The organism is Massilia violaceinigra (assembly GCF_002752675.1).
Classification (GTDB): Bacteria; Pseudomonadota; Gammaproteobacteria; order Burkholderiales; family Burkholderiaceae_D; genus Telluria_A; species Telluria_A violaceinigra.
Genome location: NZ_CP024608.1, coordinates 101,610 through 122,128, shown reverse-complemented (window position 1 = coordinate 122,128; position 20,519 = coordinate 101,610). Strand labels below are relative to the sequence as shown.

The following is a 20,519-nucleotide window of genomic DNA, read 5'->3' as shown; positions in this document are numbered from 1 at the left end:
GTTAGCATGGCAGCGCCCCCGCAGTACCTGAAACCGAGTCCCGCCTGGGAAGAGCACGAAAAACCCACCATGCCGGGTTCGGCGTCGATGCCCTGGCATCCGCCCCACATCCGCTTTGCCTACGCCTGCGTGGCGCTGCTGGTCGGCATTACCGGCGGCCTGGGCAACGCGCTGGTCTCGGCCAACCTGCCGGCCATCCAGGGCACCCTGGGCCTGACCCCGGCCGAAGCGGCCTGGCTGCCGGCCGCCTACATCATGGTCAACGTCACGTCGAACCTGATGGTGTTCAAGTTCCGCCAGCAGTTCGGCCTGCGCCTGTTCGCCGAGATCGGCCTGTCGCTGTACGCCTTCGTCACCCTGCTGCACCTGCTGGTGGGCGGCTTCGAAATGGCCATCCTGGTGCGCGCCGTCAGCGGCCTGGCCGGCGCCACCACCAGCACCCTGGCCATGCTCTACATGCTGCAGGCCGCGCCCAAACAATACACCGGCAAGATGCTGGTGCTCGGGGTGGGCATCGCGCAGATCGCCACGCCGCTGGCCTGGCTGATGTCCCCGGCCTTGCTCGATATGGGCCAGTGGCACAACCTGTATCTGTTCGAAGCCGGCCTGGCGCTATGTTCGCTCGCCGCCGTGGTGGTGCTCAAGCTGCCGCCCGGGATCCACATCAAGGTGATCGAGCCGCTCGATTTCGTCACCTTCGCGCTGGTGGCGCCGGCGGTGGCGATGATCGTCGCCGTGCTGGCCCAGGGCTTCACCCGCTGGTGGTTCGACACGCCCTGGCTGGCGTACCTGTTGATCGCCGCCGTGGTGCTGATGACGATCGCGCTCTTCATCGAGCACCACCGCGCCAACCCGCTGATCCAGACGCGCTGGCTGATGATGGGGCCCACCATCCGCTTCATGATCGGCGCCTTCCTGATCCGCTTTCTGACGTCCGAGCAGACCTACGGCGCGGTCGGCCTGCTGCGTACATTGGGCATGGGGCCTGACCAGATGCAGCCGCTGTTCGCCGTCATCCTGGCCGGCACCATCTGCGGCATGGTCGCCAGCTCGGTCACGTTCAGCCCGAAAACCGTGATCCCGCAGATCCTGTTCTCCATCCTGCTGTTCGGCGTAGCCGCCTGGCTCGATTATGGCCGCACCAGCCTTGACCGCCCGCACGATTTTTTCGTCAGCCAGTTTCTGGTGGCGGTAGGCGCGGGCATGTTCATGGGGCCGATGGTCATGATCGGCATCATGCAGGCGCTCAAATTCGGGGCCGACCACGTGGTCACCTTCGTCGTCATGCTGGCGATGACGCAAAGCCTGGGCGGTTTTACCGGCGCCGCCGCGCTCAGCACCTACCAGCTGCACCGCGAGCATGTGCACTCGACCCAGATCGTGGCCCAGCTCAATCCGGCCGATCCGGTCGTCGCCCAGCGCCTGCGCCTGCAGCAGCAGATCTACCAGGGTGTGAACACCGACCCGGCCCTGCGCGCCGCCCAGGGTGTGGGGCAGCTGGCCCAGATCAGCCGGCGCGAGGCCAACGTCCTCGCATTCAACGATGTCTTTGCCCTGAGCGGCGTGATCGCCATCCTGTTCCTCGGCTGGTCGCTGATCATCGCCGTGCGCCTCGCGCGCCGGCAGAAGCGCGAAGCAGCAGCCTTACTTAACCAGGCGCCCGCGGGCGCCCCTGCCAGATAAACCATGACCAATCCACTTCCTCCTTCGCGCAGCGAACCCACCGCCGACGAGGCCAACCCGCCGGTGCCGGGCGACTCCAGCAGCACCACCGCTCCCATCCCGCCAGCCGCCGCGCCGGTGACGCCCGCGGCACCCGAGACGCCGCCCAAGTACATCAAGCCCAAGCTGTGGACCGTGGTGCTGATGGCCGTCGTCGCGCTGATCGGCATCGTGCTGATCATGTGGGCCTGGCGCCTTGGGCCCTTCAACAGCACCCTGGTCCAGACCGACAACGGCTACGTGCGCGGGCAGATCACGGTGCTCGCGCCGCAGGTCAATGGCTACGTGGCCGAAGTGCTGGTCAAGGACTTCCAGTTCGTCAAAGCCGGCCAGCCGCTGCTGCGCATCGACGACCGAATCTACAAGGCGCGCGTGGAGCAGGCCGAGGCCCAGCGCGACGGCGCGCTCGCCGCGTTGGAGAACTTCACCCAGACCCAGGCCCAGAACCGCGCCCGTGGCGGCGCCGCGCGCGCCACGCTGGTGGCGGTGCAGGCCGAGCGCAATCGCGCCGCGGCCGAACTGGGACGGGTCGAGGAACTGGCGGCCAAGGGATCGGTATCGCTCAATGAGCGCGACCGCGTGCGCATGACGACCCAGCTGGCCGGCGCCAATGTACTGAAGGCCAAGGCCGATATCGCCATCGCCGAAGAAACCGTGAAGGCGACCACCGTCTCGCGCGGCGGCCTGGAGGCGCAGGTCAAGACGGCCGAAGCGCAGCTGGCGCTGGCGAAAATCGACTTGTCCAACACGCTCGTCAAGGCGCCGCGCGATGGCCAGGTAAGCGAAGCGTCGGTGCGTTTGGGCCAGTACGTCACGGCCGGATCGCAGCTGCTGTTCCTAGTCCCCGACACCATGTGGATCGTGGCGAACTTCAAGGAAAACCAGACCTGGAAAATGCGCATCGGCCAGCGTGCCACGTTCACCGTGGACGCCTTCAACGGCGCCGCATTGAGCGGGCATATCGAACAGATCGCGCCGGCCACCGGCTCGGAATTCTCCGTGCTGCGCGCCGATAACGCCAGCGGCAATTTCACCAAGGTGGTCCAGCGCCTGCCGGTGCGCATTGCCATCGATTCCAATCAGGAGCTGGCACGGCGCCTGCGGCCCGGCATGTCGGTGATCGTCAAGGTCGATACCGTCGGCGCGGCGGAGCAGCAGCCGTGAGGCGCCGCCTCGTCCTGGCTGCGGGCATCGCCTGCGGCCTGAGTGCCTGCATGCCGGCCCTGCGTCCGGTGCCGCCGCTCGCGAAAGTCACGGCGCCCGAGGCCTGGCGCGATGGCCCGGCCGGGCAGGCTGCGGTGGATGCGCAGTGGTGGCGCGCCTTTGGTGACCCGACCCTGACAAGGCTGGTGGACGCGGCGCTCGCGCACAACACCAGCGTGCTGGCAGCGGTGGCCCGGGTCGACCAGGCGCGCGCGCTCGTGACCGTGGCCGATTCGGCGCGCCTGCCAGCCATCAACACGGTACTGGGCGGCGCTGCCGCGCGCACACCGGCCGGCGCGGCCATGGTCAATTCGCGCTCGCTGCAGCCGGAATTGCAAGCCAGCTGGGAGCTCGACCTGTTCGGCCGCCTGCGCGACCAGTCGCGCGCGGCCTCGCTGCAGTACCAGGCCAGCCAGGCCGAACGCGATGGCGTGGCGCTGTCGGTAGCGGCCGGCACCGCGCAGGCCTACGTGGGTTTACTGGCGCTGGACGCCCAGCTGCGGATCACCAAAGCGACTGCCGCCTCGCGCGCCGAAGCGCTGCGCCTTGCGTCGGACCAGGCGCGCGTGGGCTACACCTCGCAGCTGCAGCTGACGCAGGCGCAGGCCGAAAACGAATCGGTGCTGCAAGCCATTCCCGAACTGGAGCTGGCCATCCGCCGCCAGGAGAACAGCCTGCGCGTGCTGGTGGGCGAACTGCCCGGCGATGTGCTGCGCGAACGCCGCTTCCAGGATTTGCCGGTGCTGCCGGTGCCGGCCGCGCTGCCATCAAGCCTGCTGGCGCGCCGGCCCGACGTGGCGCAGGGCCAGTTGCTGCTGGCTGCCAGCGACGTCAACCTGGCGGTACGGCGTGCCGATTTTCTGCCGCACGTGACCATCAGCGCCAAATTCGGCAGCCTGCTTACCAACGGGCGCGATTACGATCCGGTGACCTTGTGGAGTTTGGGCGGCAGCGTGCTGGCGCCCGTGTTTTCGAGCGGGCGCCTGAGCGCGCAGGTCGACGCGGCCACAGCGCAGCGCGACCAGGCGGCGTTTGCCTACCGCGGCGTGGTGCTTACAGCCTTCAGCGAAGTTGAAAATGCCCTCGCCGGCGTAACGCGCCTGCAAACGCAGATGGAGCATGCCCAAAAGCGGCGCGATATCCTGGCGCGCACCCTGGACTTTGCGAAGGACCGCTACCAGGCCGGTTATGCCTCGTATCTGGAAGTGCTCGACGCGCAGCGCAACCTGTACCAGACCGAGCTCAACGCGGTGACCTTGCGCCAGAACCAGGCGAACAATATGGTGGCATTGTACCGCGCGCTGGGCGGCGGCTGGAGCGCCGCCGCCCAGTAATCGGCGTGCTCAGACTGTACGGCAAGCCCGGCGCACGCCTGATCTAGCGCAAACCCGGGGCAGGCGCGGTGGCTAGAATGCCCCATGCCCACCTTTAACGACCTCGGATACCGTTCGCTGTTCGCCCACCCGGAACTGGTGCGCGATCTGGTCACGCACTTTACACCCTTCACATTGTTCCGGAATGTGGCGCTGTCCTCATTCGAACGCGTCGATCCCGTGTACGTGAGCGAGCGCCTGGCGGCGCGCCAGAGCGACATGGTCTGGCGCGTGCGGATCGGCCAGCATGTTTTGTATGTGTATATCCTGCTCGAATTCCAGTCTGGCGTGGATCGCTGGATGGCGCTGCGCATGCAGAGCTACGTCGGCCTGCTGTGCCAGGACCTTGTCAAGCGGCATGCATTGTCGTCGGCTTTACTGTTGCCGCCGGTGTTGCCGGTAGTGGTTTATAACGGCGCCCCGCGCTGGAGCGCCAGCCTGGACCTGGCCGCGCTGCTCATGCAGGCGCCCGCCGAACTGGCGCCGTTCCAGCCATCCCAGCGTTACCTGCTGATCGACCAGCAGCGCCTGGACAGGGCGGCGCTGGAAGCGAATGCCACCCTGCTGGCGCTGCTGTTTCGGATGGAACTTTCGAGCGCCTCCGAGGTCCGAGACAATGTCTTGCCCGCGCTGCTAACCTGGTTCGACGACGCACCCCAGGAAAGCCTGCGGCTCTCGGTCGCGCAGTGGATGAAGCACCTGGCGCAACGGCGCGGTAACCTGGAATCGTTCGCGTTTGACAGTGTGGAAGAGGTGGCTGATATGGAACGTAAATTTGAAACCTGGGCCGAAGAGTTCGAAGATATCGGCTTTCAGAAAGGACTCGCGCTGGCAGAAAAAGCCAGGATGGAAGGGCAGGTTACCGCGCTGCGCGCCATGCTCGGCAGCCTGTTGCACAAGCGTTTCGGCGACCTTTCGCAGACGGCGACGCAACGTATCGGGCAGGCCACGCAGGCCGACCTGGAACAGTGGTTTGAGCGCGGCCTGGACGCGCCCAGCCTGGCGGCGGTGTTCGGCGACGACCCCCAGGCCTCTCGTCCCGCGTGATCGGCCGGTGTACTGAGCGATTCCGGCAGCGTTACAGCGGCGCGCGCACGATTGCGCCTTTTCAGGCGCCGTCGCCGGACGGCGGCGCGTCTTCGCGCTTGGCGCCCTGGAAGCCGTCGTACACGCGGCGGTGAAAGGCATACGAACAAGTGTCGTCGCGCGCGTCGTACTGGCTCACCCACTCCATCAGGTAGGGCAGCATGCTGTCCTGTTCTTCTTTTGATGCGTACTTGTGCGGCTCCCACGGCCTCAACGCGTTGTTGGCCATGCAGGCATCCTTGCCCGGATTGATGAATACGAGCTGGGTACAGAACGGCAGCGCCGCCTCGATCAGGTCTCCGTAGCAGCCTTCCACCACCCAGTCGTCATGGCCGCGCACGAAGGCGTACAGGTCGGCCAGCACTTCATAGGCCGGCCGCGCCACCGCCACCGATCCCGGCACCCAGTAGATGGTGTCGAGATCGAGGTGGCGCAGCTTGTGCTGCCCGGCCAGCTGGCGCGCGCGCCACGACTTGCCGGACCCCGAATTGCCCATGATGAGAACGCGCATGCAGTTCCTTACGCCAGCAGCGGCACCAGGTATTTGCCGGTGACGCTCTCCGGATTGGCGGCCACATCTTCCGGCGTGCCGCTGGCGATGATCTTGCCGCCGCCGGCGCCGCCTTCGGGACCCAGGTCGACGATCCAGTCGGCGGTCTTGATCACATCGAGATTGTGTTCGATGATGACCAGCGTATTGCCCTGGTCGCGCAGGCGGTGGATGACCTTGAGCAGCAGGTCGATATCGTGGAAGTGCAGGCCGGTGGTCGGCTCGTCCAGGATATACAGCGTGCGCCCGGTATCGCGCTTGGACAGTTCCAGCGACAGCTTCACGCGCTGCGCTTCGCCGCCCGACAGGGTGGTCGCGCTTTGGCCGAGGCGGATATAGCCCAGGCCGACGTCGAGCAGGGTTTGCAGCTTGCGCGCGATCAGCGGCACCGGCTTGAAGAATTCGTGCGCCTCTTCCACCGTCATGCCCAGCACTTCGGTGATGTTCTTGCCCTTGTACTGCACTTCGAGCGTTTCGCGGTTATAGCGCTTGCCGTGGCAGACGTCGCACGGCACGTACACGTCCGGCAGGAAGTGCATTTCGACCTTGATCACGCCATCGCCCTGGCACGCTTCGCAGCGTCCGCCCTTGACGTTGAACGAGAAGCGCCCGGCGCTGTAGCCGCGCTCCTTGGCCGCCGGCACCCCGGAGAACAGGTCGCGGATCGGCGTGAACAAGCCGGTGTAGGTGGCCGGGTTCGAGCGCGGCGTGCGCCCGATCGGCGCCTGGTCGACCGAGATGACCTTGTCGAAGTGTTCCAGCCCGCTGATCGAATCGTGCGGCGCCGGTTCGGTCTGCGAGCCATACAGGTGGCGCGACAGGGCCGGGTACAAGGTGTCGTTCACCAGCGACGATTTACCGGAACCGGAAACCCCCGTCACGCACGTCATCAAGCCGACCGGCAGCTTGAGCGTGACCTTTTTCAGGTTGTTGCCGGTGGCGCCGGTGATCACCACCTGCTTGTTGGCGTCGGCCACGTGGCGCTTCTTGGGCACCGCGATCTTGAGCGAGCCATTCAGGTAGCGCGCGGTCAGCGATTTTTTGTTCTTGAGGATGTCCTTGAGCGTACCTTCGGCGATGATCTCGCCGCCATGCACGCCGGCGCCCGGACCCATGTCGACGATGTAGTCGGCGGTGCGGATCGCATCCTCGTCATGCTCGACCACCAGCACGCTGTTGCCGATGTCGCGCAGGTGCTTGAGCGTTTCGATCAGGCGGTCGTTGTCGCGCTGGTGCAGGCCGATCGACGGTTCATCGAGCACGTACATCACGCCGGTCAGGCCCGAACCGATCTGCGAGGCCAGGCGAATGCGCTGCGCCTCGCCGCCCGAGAGGGTATCGGCGCTGCGGTCGAGCGACAGATAGTCGAGTCCCACGTTGTTGAGGAACTTCAGGCGCGAAATGATCTCCTTGACCACGCGGTCGGCGATCTCTTTCTTCGCGCCCTTGAGCGTGAGCTTCTCGAAGAACTCCAGGCATTCGCGCAAGGGTTTGCGCGCGACCTCGTAGATGGCGCGCTGCTGCTTGCCGGTGCCGACCTTGACGTAGCGCGCTTCCACGCGCAGGCGCGCGCCTTCGCACGAGGGGCACTGCTTCTCGTTGATGAACTTCGCCAGCTCCTCCTTGACGGCCATCGAATCGGTTTCGCGGTAGCGCCGCTGCAGGTTGGTGACCACGCCTTCGAAAGTGTGCTCGCGAATGACCGTGCGACCGCGCTCGTTCACGTAGGTGAACGGGATCGAGGTTTTGCCGGAGCCGTACAACACCGCCTGCTGCGAGGCCAGGTCGAGCTGCTCGAACGGCATGTCGATATCGAACTCGTAGTGCGCCGCCAGGTTCGACAGCATCTGGAAGTAGAACTGGTTGCGCCTGTCCCAGCCCTTTACCGCGCCGGAAGCGAGCGAGAGGTTGGGGAAGGCGACGATGCGGCGCGGGTCGAAAAATTCGATGTGACCGAGGCCGTCGCATTCGGGGCAGGCGCCCATCGGATTATTGAACGAGAACAGGCGCGGCTCGAGTTCCTGCAGCGAGTAGCCGCAGGTGTTACACGCGAACTTGTTGGAGTAGACGTGTTCCGCCCCACCGTCCATCTCGAGCACCACGGCACGCCCGTCCGCCAGGCGCAGCGCGGTCTCGAAGCTCTCCGCCACGCGCTGCTTGATCTCCGCATTCACCTTGACGCGGTCGATGACCACGTCGATGGTATGCTTTTCGGTTTTCTTCAGCTTGGGCAGGTCGTCGATCTCGTAGATCTTGGCGTCGTGCGTTCCGCTCTGGATGCGAAAGCGCACGAAGCCCTGCGCCTGCATCGATTCGAACAGGTCGCTGTGCTCGCCCTTGCGGTTGGCGACAACGGGCGCCAGGATCATCAGCTTGGTATCTTCCGGCATGGCCAGCACCGCGTCGACCATCTGCGACACCGTTTGCGCGGCCAGCGCGTGGTCCGGGTGGTTGATGCAGTAGGGCGTGCCGACGCGCGCGTACAAGAGGCGCAGGTAATCGTGGATTTCGGTGACCGTGCCGACCGTGGAGCGCGGATTGTGCGAGGTGGCCTTTTGCTCGATCGAGATGGCCGGCGACAGGCCTTCGATCAGATCGACATCGGGCTTCTCCATCAACTGCAGGAACTGGCGCGCGTAGGCCGACAGCGATTCGACATAGCGGCGCTGCCCTTCGGCATACAAGGTGTCGAACGCCAGCGACGACTTGCCGGAGCCGGACAGGCCGGTGATCACAATCAGCTTGTTGCGTGGCAGGTCGAGATTGATGTTCTTCAGGTTGTGCGTACGTGCGCCGCGAATGCGGATCTGTTCCATGTGTTGTGTGCCTTAAACGGGTCAGCTAATACTATAGCCGTGTTTCAGAAGCGACGTCTGCGGGGACGATTGCCGCGTCCGCAGTTGCGCGAGAAGCGTATTGACGTTGCTCAGGGTTTTTGTCTATTTTCACTGTATATAATACCAGTATTTTGGCGTGTGCAGGCGTCTGAGGGGCGCATAATATGGGGCACCATGGCTGCGAACGGGACGCAGTATGGATGCATGGAGGACGCAGTTTGGATGCGTTGGAGACGCACGGCGGAGTATAATCCTCGTCTAGAAAAATCATCGGGTTGCGGGACGCCGCAGCAGTTCAACAGGAGTAATACATGGCATCAGTCAATAAAGTCATCATCGTCGGCAACTTGGGGCGCGATCCGGAAATCCGCTACATGCCCAGCGGTGACGCCATCGCCAACATCGCCGTCGCTACCTCGTACAAATCGAAGGACCGCAACACCGGCGAGCAAAAAGAGCTGACCGAATGGCACCGCATCTCGTTCTTCGGCCGCCTGGCTGAAATTGTCGGCCAGTACCTGAAAAAAGGTTCTTCGGTCTACGTCGAAGGCCGCCTGCAGACCCGTAAATACACCGACAAGGATGGCGTCGAGAAGTACGCGACCGAAATCGTCGCCGAACAGATGCAGATGCTGGGCGGACGCCAGGGCATGGGCGGCGACGCCGGCGGCGGCATGGACGATGGCGGCGGCTACGATTCGCAGCCGCAGCAGAGCCGTCCGGCGCCACAGCGCCAGGCGCCACCTGCGCCGGCGGCACGTCCGGCACCGAAGCCGGCGCCGAATTTTTCGGACATGGATGACGACATCCCGTTCTAATCCAGACAAACAGGCTTTTTGTTGATACGGGCCCGCTTCCGTAAGGTATGCGGGCTTTTTCTTGTGGTGCCAAGCCGATCCCGGGCCGTCCACCCAACATCAGCACCGGGCAAATGCCAAGAAATTCAGCGCTCGGCTTGCAGTGCAAGCAATTCGGCTCGCAACTGCTTCATTGCCGGGGTCTCACGTCGTTCGAAAGGGATGTGGTCGATCGACGCCAACCCGTTTAGCACCACTTCTTGCGCCATAGGGTGGCGGTCGGCAGCAAGCAATATTTTTGCCTTGCGAAGGTAAAGCTCAGGTAGACCTTGGCCTTGCATGATCATGGCATCCAGGCGTGTCAGGGCGTCGTCCCATGCTCTTGTTTCGATGTTCAGGCTAATGGACTTGTTTTGCAGCACGTGCAACATCCCGAGTTTTTGCACGCCTTCATCCAGACTAGAGAGCGCTTGCGCAGTGGCGCCCGCTTTGCTCTGCGCATCGGCAAGGTGCAGGTAATGCTCGGGCGAGGGTTCAGCTGCCTGGTCTACTGCGATGCGGAACGACGTCTCGGCGGCACCATACTGCCCCTGCGCGAGCAGAATCCGCCCGTACAGGCTTTGGCCTCGCACTATCGCGCCTGGCTCACCGTTCAACATCGCCAGAAATTTTTCAGCGTACCGCCGTGCGGCGGGAAATCTTCTCTGATTGAAGGCCTGCTCTGCCAAGTAATAGTAGGCGGATCGCTCCTCGGGATTGAACTTCAGAGCCGATAAGAAGTCCTGGGTCGCGGACTTGTTATTGCCGTGCTCCATGTGAAGCCTTCCACGTTTGACGAGCAAGGTCGCACTTTTCCCTTCCCGCAGCATCGTCGTACTGAGATCCTTTATCTGATTATGCAAGGAGCCATGGGCCAGCGCCTGCCCAGTGAAAAAAAGCAGAGCGAAAAACACTCGAATGAACTGCATGATGGGATCCTCAACAAATAAAAAGGCGGGAGTTTCTTCTCCCGCCAAATTCGTGCCAATCGTAAGCGATTAATTCTGATACGTAATGCTCAAAGTCGGGCGCTGGGAGACAGTGCCATATTCACTGGAGCGCAAGTCGACGCCGTCGCTGCTGGTGGAGCGGATGCTCAGGCCATTATTGGTTAGCGTACCGTTCAACCAGCCCTGCACCACCGTGATGCCTGCCGCGTTGAGCGTGATCGTGTGAAGCCCGTTGACACTCGGCACAAAGCTGCCGATCTCGGTCCCCTGACTGCCGGCGATATTGGCGTTGGCCCAAGTGGCCGTGCTTTCGCTCCAGGCTGCATTTCGAGCATAGAGCCGGTACGTGCCAGCGCTCGGGTTGAAAGCCTGTAATTTCACACGAACCGACTGGACGGTGGCGCTGCTCGGGATGCCGGACAAGCTCCAGTTGAGCAGAGAAACCAGTTGGCCATTCGTGCCGTCCGACCCATCCGCCAGCACGCTGGCCGAGGTGCCGAAGTTGGAGCCGGTCGCACCACTGGCGACATAGGTATCCTGGGTGCCGGTGTAACCGTTCAAGCCGTCGCGCAGATCCACCGTCACCGTCGTGCTGCCGGCAGCGAGCGTCGTCGCATTGGCCACATTGGAATAGGCTGAGGCGCCGGTACTGTTTTTGGCGCGTACCCGGTAGTAGTAGCTTGTGCTGGCGGCCAGCCCGGTGTTGCCGTAGGACTGGATGTTGCTGCCGACCGTGGCGAGCGCTGCCCAGTTGACATTGTCGGTGGACCGCTCGATATCAAAGCCGGCTTCGTTATTGGCATTGTCGATCCAGGTCAGGTTAATGGCGGACGACGAAGCGGCCGTTGCCGTCAAGCCGCCAGGCGCTGCTGGAATGGCAGGCGGCGTGGTGCTTTTGTTCAGGGTGAAATAGTCACGCACGGTACCGTTGTTGTTGAGATACTTGATGTCCATGGTTTGGCCGGAAACATCAATGACCATGGAGCCCAATTCATTCAGCGATAAAAACATGGCGGGATGATTCAACATGCCGCCACTGACCTGGCCGGAGGCGCCGACGACGGAATAGACTGCGCCGGAATGCGGCAAACTGGCGGTTTTTGTATAGGCGCCCGTACCATCGACGCGACCGCTGCCGCCGTTGATTTCAAACGAGCTGTTGTAGGTGCTCGAGAGACCGTAGTGTCCGTCGATGAATTTCGAGCGTTCATACGAATGGCTGTGCCCGGTAAGAACAAGGTCGACGCCATAGTTTTCCAGAACAGGCAGGAAGTTCCGGCGCATTTCAATCAGGTTCGTCTCGGTGTCCGAATTGTGCGAACCCTTGGTATAGGGCGGATGGTGCCAGATGGCGATCAGCCAGGTTGCGGTGACATTCGCCAGATCGGCTTTCATCCAGTTCATCATCGCGCCTGTGGTGGAGCGGCTGGTCTCGTTCGAGTCGAGCACGATGACGTGGATATTGCCATAGTTGAACGAGTAATAGGCCTCGGTACCGGAAGCGACGCCGCCGGCCTCGGCGTTTTTCGGAAAGGTGTGGATGTCATAGTAGGGTCCGCTTTGCGTCGCGGAATCGGCGCTGGCGCCGTCGTGGTTGCCGAGCGTGGCCCACAGCGGCGACTGGCGCATCATCTCCGGGTACACGTTGAACATCTTGGTCTGATATTCGGCATCGGTACCGCTGTTGTAGGCGTTATCGCCGAGCATCATCCAGAAGTCCGTGTAGGTGCTTCCGGTGTGATTGCGGTAGGCGTTGTAGACGGCTGCCTGACCGGCTGAACCTGTGCCTGCATCGCCGATCACCCAGATCCGGGTGGGCACCGAGGTGCCGGCCGCCGGCGAGGTCTTGAAATAATACGTGGAGTCGCCTGCCTGCGCGGCGCTGCTGGAGCCGACATTGTAAAAATATGTCGTGTTCGAGCTGAGGCCGGTCAATTTGACGATGTGTTCAGTGGTGGAGGTGGCATTGCTTGCGGAAGACGTCAGGCTGCCCGACGTGCTGCCATATTGGACACGGCTATCGGTAGCAGTATCGGTACGCCAGCGCACGGTGATGCTATCGCTGCTTGCGCTTTGAAGGTAAGGCCCGCGTACTACCGTGGCAGCGAATGCAAGCGATGACGAAAGCAGAACGAGGAGCATGACGTAGGACTTCAAAACGCCATGCATTCTGTTATGTAGCATTTTTTTCTCCATATCCTGGGTGTGTGGAACAGCGTTGGTAAGGCCCTTGCGATGACTTCGTTCCGGCGCACGGCACCGTGCAGGGCAGGGTGATCGTTTCATAGGCGGCGCAGCTTCGGTAGTCATGTCGACCAATTCGGATCACTTGCGATCTTCGGAATGGGATCTGAGCAGCGCCAGCGACTTCAGACGCTCACTGGAAGACCCCGGTAGTGTTTGCATCAATTCCTCATCAGGAAGCGTGGCAGCTGCCTTCAGCCAAAGATCCGCAGCCGTTTGGTCAAGCTTGGCTGCGACGGGCAATTCCATGCGTGGTCTAAGCGACAGTGCGTAAAACGACACGGCCCACAATTCGTCCTCTGTCAAGGAAGAAAAGCTCGGCATTGCGGTGTTTTGAACTCCCAATTTGACGGAGGTAAAGACGGACATCGGCGACATGGACGCCATACGTGCCGAATCGAGAAAATTCATTGGCTTCGATGCCAGTGTCTGCGCTGCGACGCCTCGGCCATTGCCCATTGCGCCGTGGCAGGATGTGCAGTTTGCGGTGAATATCTGTTTTCCCAGAGTCAGGCTGGGCCAATTGCGGGGCGCTGTTGCCGTTCCGGCTGCTACGTAGATGGCATCACGCGCTTTCAATGCCTGCTTCTTAATGGCCTCGGGCTGGGCCTTTTCCTTGATCAGCTCGATGAGCCTGGCAATATCAATACGAATGGCAGGCTGTGACCTTATCGCTTTTACCTGGTCACCGACTTCCAGTGCGGAACCGCTAACGACGAGTTGTTCGACGTATTCATCTTCATCGATGATTTTTCCGTTCGATACGGCCAGCGCATAGTCGCGGGAGACATAATCGAGCATCTGCGCCACAAAATCGGCAGTGTATGCGGGCCGAATGCTTTCCTGTGCCGATGCGTTTGCAAGCACGCCGAGATATAGCAGGGAAGCTGAGATCGCCATGGACGCGAGTGCGGAAGATGCCATGCATTGCAGCGGATATTTTCTACCGGAGACAGCCAGATTTTTATCCATCATTGAACTCTACGGAAAGAAACAGGGAAACCGCCAACTGTACCGACACAGAATGACCGCTCAATGACACCGCGAGCACGGGTTCGATGCGAGACATGAAGAGGCGTCTAAAAAGGCCGTACCGTCAGGTGGCAGTGCGGTCCTGAGTCTGCTCGCAAAGTGTAAGCAACTGGCAGTGTGGCCGATGCTGTTTGCACGCCACGGGCCTTTCCTTTTATCACACGCCTTTAAGGAGTGCCATTCAGTATGGATAACAGGCAATGAAAAAGGGGATGTGTATGGCCTACCCACAAATCCAGATTGGTAGGCCATTTTCGGCTACTGCGCGTGAGTTTTCAGGTAAAAGGCGCCGTCCATGAACCGATCGACGTTGCAGGACTGGCTGAACGACGCACATTCCGGCGATTACAAAGATTTCCGACAGTTCTGCCTCCGGTGCTCCCGACAGCGGATTTTTGACTCGGCGCGGCATCGGGCACATACTTTCCACTTTTGGAAAGCATAGGCAATCGCATGAATGCGCTCACGCTCCACTACCATCCACTGTCGTCCTGCTGCCACAAGGTATTGATCGCCATCGACGTCCTGGGCATCGAGGTGGACAGGCGCCTGCTCAACCTGGGCGACCCCGGCGAGCGGGCCGCGCACCTGGCGCTGTGGCCGACTGGCAAGATGCCGCTCTTGATGGACGGGCTGCGTCCCGTGCCCGAAACGAGCATCATCATCGAGTATCTCCAGCGCCACCATGCCCTCCCGGGCCGCACGCTCATTCCGGATGCGCCGGACGCGGCGCTCGACGTGCGTTTGTGGGACCGCCTGTTCGACCTGTACGTGATGACGCCGATGCAGGCGTTGACAGCCGACCTTCTGCGGCCCGAAGGCGAGCGCGACGCACACGCCGTGGCCAAGGCGCGGGACGGCCTGACGTCGGCCTATGCCTTCATCGACCGTCACCTCGAAGGCCGGACCTGGGTCGCCGGCGATGCATTCAGCATGGCCGACTGCGCCGCGGCGCCGGCCCTGTTCTATGCCATGGCCTACGTGCCGCTGCCGCCGCAGCATGGCCACCTGGCGGCCTATGTCGAGCGCCTGATGGATCATCCCTCGGTGGCGCTCACCATCGATCAGGCACGCCCCTACTTCAAGTTCTTTCCTGGCCGCGGCGGCTTGTCCCGCCGCTTCTTCGACCCGGCCACGCTTCCGGTCTGACGGCGCAACCCGCGATGAGCAAGGACGGGGAAACGTGGGGTAAAACCAGGCCTCCTTAATGCTGCCCGGCGCTTGCCCCACGCGCGCGCGCAACCTCAGGCTGCCGCGCGCAAGGGACGCAACGCCGCCATGATTTCGCCTGCCAGGCACTCCACCGCCGGCGAACCGCTGTTGCGTCCCCTGATCAGCACGACCTCGAGCGGCTCCACCGGCGGCAAGCCCTCCGCTTCGCCCAGCCGCACCAGGTGCGACGGGATGCTGCACTCGGCCAGCGCCGCCACCGCCAGTCCCGCATCGACCATCGCCACGATGCCCAGCAGGCTCGGGCTGCTGTACGTGGCCCCATACGGCCTGCCGCTCTTTTCCAGCGCGGCCAGGGTGTGCTCGCGCGCCACGCAGCCCTTGTCGAACAGCGCCACCGGCAGCGGCGATTTTTTCCACACCGCATGCCGCTGCGAGCCGACCCAGACCATCGCTTCACGCCGGATGAAACTGCCTTCCAGATCGTCGGCGCGGGTCACGAACGCCAGGTCGATCTGGCCCTTTTGCAACAGCGGCTTGAGCAGCGTGCTTTGCAGGCAGACCAGTTCGATCTCGACATTGGCGAACAGCTTCGTGAAGCGCTCCAGCACCGGCGGCAGCAGGGACGCCACGTAGTCGTCCGGCGCGCCGAGCACCACGCGCCCGGCCACCTCCTGGGTGCGCAGCGCGGCCAGCGCCTGCCCCTCCAGCGCCAGCATCTGGCGCGCATACGGCAGCAGGCGCTCGCCCGCCGCCGTCAGCTCGATGCGGCGCGTGTGGCGCGCGAACAGCGCCTGCCCCACCGTCTCTTCGAGCTTCATGATCTGCATGCTCACCGCCGCCTGCGAACGGTGCACCGCATCGGCCGCGCCGACAAAGCTCATGTGATCGGCCGCGGCCACAAAGGTGCGCAGCTGGTTCAGGTTCAGGTCTGGAGTCATGGTTTCGATTATCGAATGAATTTCATCAATTAAATCAGCTTGTTTGATGTATGGTGCTGCCCGATGATAGCCCGAAACCACTCACCGGAGCAGATCATGTCCAATCCCGCCGTATCGTTCGCCGCTGCCATGCTCATGCTTGGCACGCTCGGTATCTTCTTCCACGAGGCCGCGCTGGCGCCCGTGATGACCGTGTTCTTCCGCTGCGCTTTCGGGGCCGCCATCTTGCTGGTGTACTGCGCGTACAAAGGCATGCTCAAGCGCAGCAATGTATCGCCCAAGAACCTCATGCTCGCCCTCGGCAGCGGCATCCTGATGTGCGTGAACTGGGTGATGTTCTTTGAAGCGATCGCCCGCGTCGGCATTTCCGTGACCACCATCGTGTACCACGTGCAACCGTTCCTGGTCCTGATTGTCGGTTCGCTCCTGCTCAAGGAAAGCGTCAGCGCCAACAATATCGGCTGGGTCGTGGTGGGATTCGCCGGCCTCGTGCTGGCATGCGGCCTGCGCACCGACATGGCCCTCAGTTCCACCTATCTGATCGGCATCGCCTGCACGCTCGGCGCCGCCGTTGCCTACGCCGGCGTCACCCTCACCACGCGCGCCATCCGCGGCATGCCGCCCCACCTGACGGCATTGACGCACTGCCTCACCGGCACCGTGCTCACGGCCGGCTTCTTCAGCATGCCCGCCGGCGGCATCGCTGCCGCGCAGTGGGGCTGGCTGGCCGGACTGGGACTGATCCCCACCGCGCTCGCCTACGTGATGGTGTACGGCGCCACGCCGCGCATGAACACGGCCGTCATCGCCGTGCTGACCTTCCTCTATCCGGCTGCGGCGCTGGTGGTCGACTTCGTCGTCTACGGCCACGCGATCGGCGCGCTGCAGCTGGCCGGCTTTGCGCTGATCGCCAGCGCCACGCTCGGCGTCAACCTGCAATGGCACTTTTTCCCTTCCCTGAAAGGCGCATGATGCAGCCCTATCAAGCCCGGCGCGCGCAGCTGATCGCGCGGATGCGCAAGCAAGGCGGCGGCGTCGCCGTCATTCCAACTGCCCGCGAAGTCATGCGCAACAACGATGTCGAGTATCCGTTCCGGCACGACAGCTATTTTCATTATCTCTCCGGCGTAACCGAGCCGGAAGCCGTGATCGTGCTGGTGGCCGGGGCGCAATCGCGTTCCATCCTCTTCTGCCGCGACCAGGATGCCGCGCATGAAATCTGGCACGGATTCCGGCATGGCCCGGCCGGCGCATGCGCGCATTTCGGGTTCGATCAGGCGTATTCCATTTCGGCGCTCGACCAGCACCTGCCGGCCCTGTTGGCCAACGCGCCGGCCCTGTTCGCCGGCATGGGGCGTAACACAGCCTTCGACGAGCGCCTCAACGGAGCGCTGCGCGGCCTGCGCGCCGCGGGCCGGACCGGCGTGCGCGCACCGCCGGTCATCCACGACCTTCACATGCTGCTCGACGACATGCGGCTGTTCAAGGACGGCGGGGAACTCGACATCATGCGGCGCAGCGCCGCCGTGGCGGCCGATGCCCATCTGCGCGCCATGCGCACAGCACGCGCCGGCCTTGCCGAATACCAGGTCGAGGCCGAGCTGCTGTACGAATTCCACCGCCAGGGCGCGGCCGCGCCGGCGTATCCATCCATCGTGGCAGCGGGCGCGAATGCCTGCGTGCTGCACCACAATCCCGGGCGCACGCAACTGCGGGATGGCGAGCTGCTGCTGATCGATGCCGGCTGCGAGCTCGACAGCTATGCGTCCGACATCACGCGCACCTTCCCCGTCAACGGCCGCTTTTCGCCCGCGCAAAGGCGGATCTACGAGATCGTGCTCAATGCCCAGCTGGCCGCGCTCGCCGCGGTGCGCCCCGGTGCACACGTGATGGCGCCGCACGAGGCCGCGGTGCGCATCCTGTCCCAGGGAATGCTCGACACCGGCTTGCTCGATGCCGACCGCGCCGGCTCGCTCGACGACGTCATCGGCAGCGGCGCCTATCGCCAGTTCTTCATGTGCAAAACCAGCCACTGGCTCGGGATGGACGTGCATGACGTCGGCAGCTACCGCGAACCGGGCGGCGACGCCTGGCGCACCCTGCAACCGGGCATGACGCTCACCGTCGAACCGGGTCTGTACATCAGGCCGGCGCCTGGCGTGCCGGAACAGTTCTGGCATATCGGCATCCGGATCGAGGATGACGTGGCGGTGACGCCGTCGGGCCGGGAAGTGCTCAGTGCCGGCGTGCCCAAGGCAATCGACGACATCGAAGCGCTGATGCGTTGACAAAGGCATGCCGATGACGCACGCTGAGGGCCACAGAACCCATCAGGAGCGACGCGTGAACCTTTCCCCGGCCATTCCCATTTTGCGCATTTTTTCGGAGGAAAAAGCCAGGGAGTTCTACCTGGACTTCCTCGGCTTCGCCTGCGAGTGGGAGCACCGCTTCGAGGAGGGCATGCCCTTGTATATGGAGATCAGGCGTGGCGAGCTGGTCATCCACCTGAGCGAACACCATGGCGATGCCACGCCCGGCTCGACCATCTTCGTCCATCTCGATGACATCGACGCGCTGCATCAGGAACTGACGGCCAAGGAATACGCCTATGCGCGTCCTGGTGTCGACGACTTGCCGTGGGGCAGGGTGATGCAAGTGGGCGATCCATTCGGCAACCGCATCCGGTTTTGCCAGCCGCCGCCCTGACAGTGGGCGGTACGACAGCTACATCTGCCGAAAATGATGCAGGTAACTCCGGCTGACCGGCAGCACCTCCGCGCGTCCGCGCAGGTGCACATCGGCCGTTTCGTTCACCCCGCGCACCACCTCGCTCACGTAATGCAGATTGACGATCACCGAGCGGTGAATCTGCACGAAGCGGTCCGGATCGAGCTCGTCGCCCAGTTCGCGGATGCTCTTGCGAATCAGCGCCTCGCCATCGTCCCACACTACCGAGGTGTACTTGCCGTCCGCGCGGATGAACGCCACCTGCTCCACCGCAATCAATCGCACCCGGCTGCCGACCGAGGCCTTGATCCACTGCAGCCAGTTGCGCGTGCCGCTGCGCTGGCGCAATTCGCTGGCCATGCGTTCGAGCACCGCGTCGAAGGCCGCGCCGGCGTCGGGCGCTCGCCCCAGCCGTTCCTGCAAACGCTGCACCGTGTCGGCCAGGCGCGCAGCATCGATCGGCTTGACCAGATAATCGATGGCGCCCTGCTCGAACGCCTGCACCGCATACTGCTCGTACGCGGTAATGAACACGATCTGCGCCCGCCGCGCCAGCGCCCGCGCCGCCTCGATGCCGTTCAGGCCGGGCATGTGCACGTCCAAAAACACAATTGCCGGGTGATGCTGGTCGAACAGCTCGACTGCCTCGCCGCCGTTGCGCGCCTCGGCCACGATGTCCAGCTCAGGCCATAGCCGCGCCAGTTGCGCGCGCAGGTGTTCGCGCAGCAGCGGTTCGTCGTCGGCGATCAGGGCGGTCGGGTGGTTCATGCGGCGCTCCGTGGTTGAAAGGTCAGTTCGACGTGCAAGCCATGCGGCGCCTGTTCGTGTAAATCCAGCTTCGCGCCGGCGCCGTAAAAAGCCAGCAGGCGCGTGCGCACATTGGTCAGCCCGGTGCCCGGCTGGCTGAGCTCCGACATGCCGACGCCGGTATCGCTCACCCACAAGCTCACGCGGCCGCTGGCTGCATCGCGCTTGCAGCCGACCTCGATGCAGCCGCCGTCAAGGCTCGGATCGATGCCGTGCCGCACCGCGTTTTCCACCAGGGTCAGCAAGGCCATCGCCGGAAACGGCAAGCCGTTCAGCCCGGGCGCCGTTTGCACGTTGAAGCGCAGGCGGTCGGGCATGCGCATGTGCATCAGCTCCAGATAGGCGCGTACCAGTTGCAGCTCGGTGTCGAGGGTGGCGTCGGCATCGTTCAGGCGCGGCATCGCGGCCTTGAGGTAGGCGATCAGATGGCGCAGCACCGGCCCCGCATTGTCGGACTTGGCCTCGACCAGCGCCTCGATATTGGCCAGCGTATTGAACAGGAAGTGCGGTTCGATTTGCGCCTGCAGCAGGCGCAGGCGCGCGTCGAGCAGCTCGCGCTCGAGTGTGTGGCGTTCGCGTTCGGTCTGCAGGCGGGCGGCGCGCTCGCGCGCCTTGCGTTCGACGCGCAGCGCCACGAACGTCACCAGCACCCCGACGACCACCGCGACGACGGCCAGCATGATGTAGCCATACGCCAGCTCGCGTTTGGCGGGACTGTTTTCCGTCAGCCGGAAAATGGCCAGCGTGGCGAGCGGTGCCATCAGCGCCACCGCCAGCAGCCGCACCAGGGCCGGTGGCAGCCAGCGCTGGCGCAGCGTGCCGCTCGCCGTGTAGGTGAGCAGCAAGACGATGGCGATGAAACCGATGCGCAGCAGCACCGACAAAAACGGTCCCGACGACAGCGTTGCCAGCACCCACGTCAGCTGTAGCGCGATGAGCGTCACCACCAGCGCCTGGCGCAGGGTCGGCAGCGCCGGATGGCGCGAGGGCAGGGCAGGTGGCGGCGCGTTGGTCATCCCGCCACAATAACCGTTCGCCGAC

Annotated in this window: 17 protein-coding genes; 9 read left to right on the top strand and 8 right to left on the bottom strand. The window is 63.5% G+C overall.

Annotated features, from left to right (window positions below; genetic code table 11):
- The first annotated feature begins 6 nt into the window (after positions 1-6).
- The 4 genes from CR152_RS00560 to CR152_RS00545 all read left to right on the top strand — a co-directional run bounded on the left by CR152_RS00560 (position 7) and on the right by CR152_RS00545 (position 5,345).
- Complete coding sequence (locus CR152_RS00560) at positions 7-1,683, top strand: MFS transporter (RefSeq protein ID WP_099872836.1); 1,677 nt, start codon at positions 7-9, stop codon at positions 1,681-1,683.
- 3 nt (positions 1,684-1,686) lie between these two features.
- Complete coding sequence (locus tag CR152_RS00555; RefSeq protein ID WP_099872834.1) at positions 1,687-2,886, top strand: HlyD family secretion protein; 1,200 nt, start codon at positions 1,687-1,689, stop codon at positions 2,884-2,886.
- Entirely contained in the window at positions 2,883-4,259 is a 1,377-nt protein-coding gene (locus tag CR152_RS00550; protein WP_229413229.1) for an efflux transporter outer membrane subunit, read from the top strand. The genes CR152_RS00555 and CR152_RS00550 overlap by 4 nt, the downstream gene beginning before the upstream one ends.
- A gap of 84 nt (positions 4,260-4,343) precedes the next feature.
- Positions 4,344-5,345, top strand: a complete 1,002-nt coding sequence (locus CR152_RS00545) for an Rpn family recombination-promoting nuclease/putative transposase (protein ID WP_099872829.1) — start codon at positions 4,344-4,346, stop codon at positions 5,343-5,345.
- Positions 5,346-5,406: 61 nt separating this feature from the next.
- On the opposite strand, the gene CR152_RS00540 is transcribed toward CR152_RS00545, so the two are convergent.
- Together CR152_RS00540 and uvrA are read right to left on the bottom strand one after the other, a co-directional pair.
- Positions 5,407-5,895: a P-loop NTPase family protein gene (locus CR152_RS00540; RefSeq protein WP_099872828.1), complete on the bottom strand. Its 489-nt coding sequence runs from the start codon at positions 5,893-5,895 to the stop codon at positions 5,407-5,409.
- 8 nt (positions 5,896-5,903) lie between these two features.
- Positions 5,904-8,750 carry an excinuclease ABC subunit UvrA gene (gene uvrA / locus CR152_RS00535; RefSeq protein WP_099872826.1) on the bottom strand — a complete coding sequence of 949 codons (2,847 nt, stop codon included), beginning with the start codon at positions 8,748-8,750 and terminating at the stop codon, positions 5,904-5,906.
- A 332-nt stretch (positions 8,751-9,082) separates the two neighbouring features.
- Here uvrA and ssb point away from each other — a divergent pair, with 332 nt between their 5' ends.
- A complete protein-coding gene (gene ssb / locus CR152_RS00530; protein ID WP_054265190.1) occupies positions 9,083-9,589 on the top strand; it encodes a single-stranded DNA-binding protein in 507 nt (168 codons plus the stop codon).
- Positions 9,590-9,714: 125 nt separating this feature from the next.
- Here the strand turns inward: ssb and CR152_RS00525 are convergent, their stop codons facing one another.
- From CR152_RS00525 to CR152_RS00515, 3 genes are all read right to left on the bottom strand, one after another.
- A complete protein-coding gene (locus CR152_RS00525; protein ID WP_157778266.1) occupies positions 9,715-10,536 on the bottom strand; it encodes a tetratricopeptide repeat protein in 822 nt (273 codons plus the stop codon).
- 69 nt (positions 10,537-10,605) lie between these two features.
- Positions 10,606-12,741 (bottom strand): DNRLRE domain-containing protein, encoded by a 2,136-nt coding sequence (locus CR152_RS00520; protein ID WP_157778265.1) that lies wholly within the window; start codon positions 12,739-12,741, stop codon positions 10,606-10,608.
- A gap of 141 nt (positions 12,742-12,882) precedes the next feature.
- Complete coding sequence (locus tag CR152_RS00515; RefSeq protein ID WP_099872820.1) at positions 12,883-13,776, bottom strand: c-type cytochrome; 894 nt, start codon at positions 13,774-13,776, stop codon at positions 12,883-12,885.
- A gap of 510 nt (positions 13,777-14,286) precedes the next feature.
- Between CR152_RS00515 and CR152_RS00510 the strand changes: the two genes are divergently transcribed.
- Complete coding sequence (locus CR152_RS00510) at positions 14,287-14,982, top strand: glutathione S-transferase family protein (RefSeq protein ID WP_099872817.1); 696 nt, start codon at positions 14,287-14,289, stop codon at positions 14,980-14,982.
- 95 nt (positions 14,983-15,077) lie between these two features.
- Here the strand turns inward: CR152_RS00510 and CR152_RS00505 are convergent, their stop codons facing one another.
- Positions 15,078-15,944, bottom strand: coding sequence for a LysR family transcriptional regulator (locus CR152_RS00505; protein ID WP_099872815.1), 867 nt, complete (start codon positions 15,942-15,944; stop codon positions 15,078-15,080).
- A 96-nt stretch (positions 15,945-16,040) separates the two neighbouring features.
- Between CR152_RS00505 and CR152_RS00500 the strand changes: the two genes are divergently transcribed.
- The 3 genes from CR152_RS00500 to CR152_RS00490 are packed head-to-tail and all read left to right on the top strand — an operon-like array spanning position 16,041 to position 18,650.
- Positions 16,041-16,916: a DMT family transporter gene (locus tag CR152_RS00500; RefSeq protein WP_167399855.1), complete on the top strand. Its 876-nt coding sequence runs from the start codon at positions 16,041-16,043 to the stop codon at positions 16,914-16,916.
- Positions 16,916-18,232, top strand: coding sequence for an aminopeptidase P N-terminal domain-containing protein (locus CR152_RS00495; RefSeq protein WP_099881853.1), 1,317 nt, complete (start codon positions 16,916-16,918; stop codon positions 18,230-18,232). Before CR152_RS00500 ends, CR152_RS00495 begins: the two co-directional genes overlap by 1 nt.
- A 55-nt stretch (positions 18,233-18,287) precedes the next feature.
- Positions 18,288-18,650, top strand: a complete 363-nt coding sequence (locus CR152_RS00490) for a glyoxalase superfamily protein (RefSeq protein ID WP_099872811.1) — start codon at positions 18,288-18,290, stop codon at positions 18,648-18,650.
- A gap of 18 nt (positions 18,651-18,668) precedes the next feature.
- Here CR152_RS00490 and CR152_RS00485 read toward each other — a convergent pair whose 3' ends face one another.
- Positions 18,669-19,439 carry a LytR/AlgR family response regulator transcription factor gene (locus CR152_RS00485; RefSeq protein ID WP_099872809.1) on the bottom strand — a complete coding sequence of 257 codons (771 nt, stop codon included), beginning with the start codon at positions 19,437-19,439 and terminating at the stop codon, positions 18,669-18,671.
- Positions 19,436-20,494: a sensor histidine kinase gene (locus tag CR152_RS00480; protein WP_099872806.1), complete on the bottom strand. Its 1,059-nt coding sequence runs from the start codon at positions 20,492-20,494 to the stop codon at positions 19,436-19,438. Before CR152_RS00480 ends, CR152_RS00485 begins: the two co-directional genes overlap by 4 nt.
- Between the last annotated feature and the right edge of the window lie 25 nt (positions 20,495-20,519).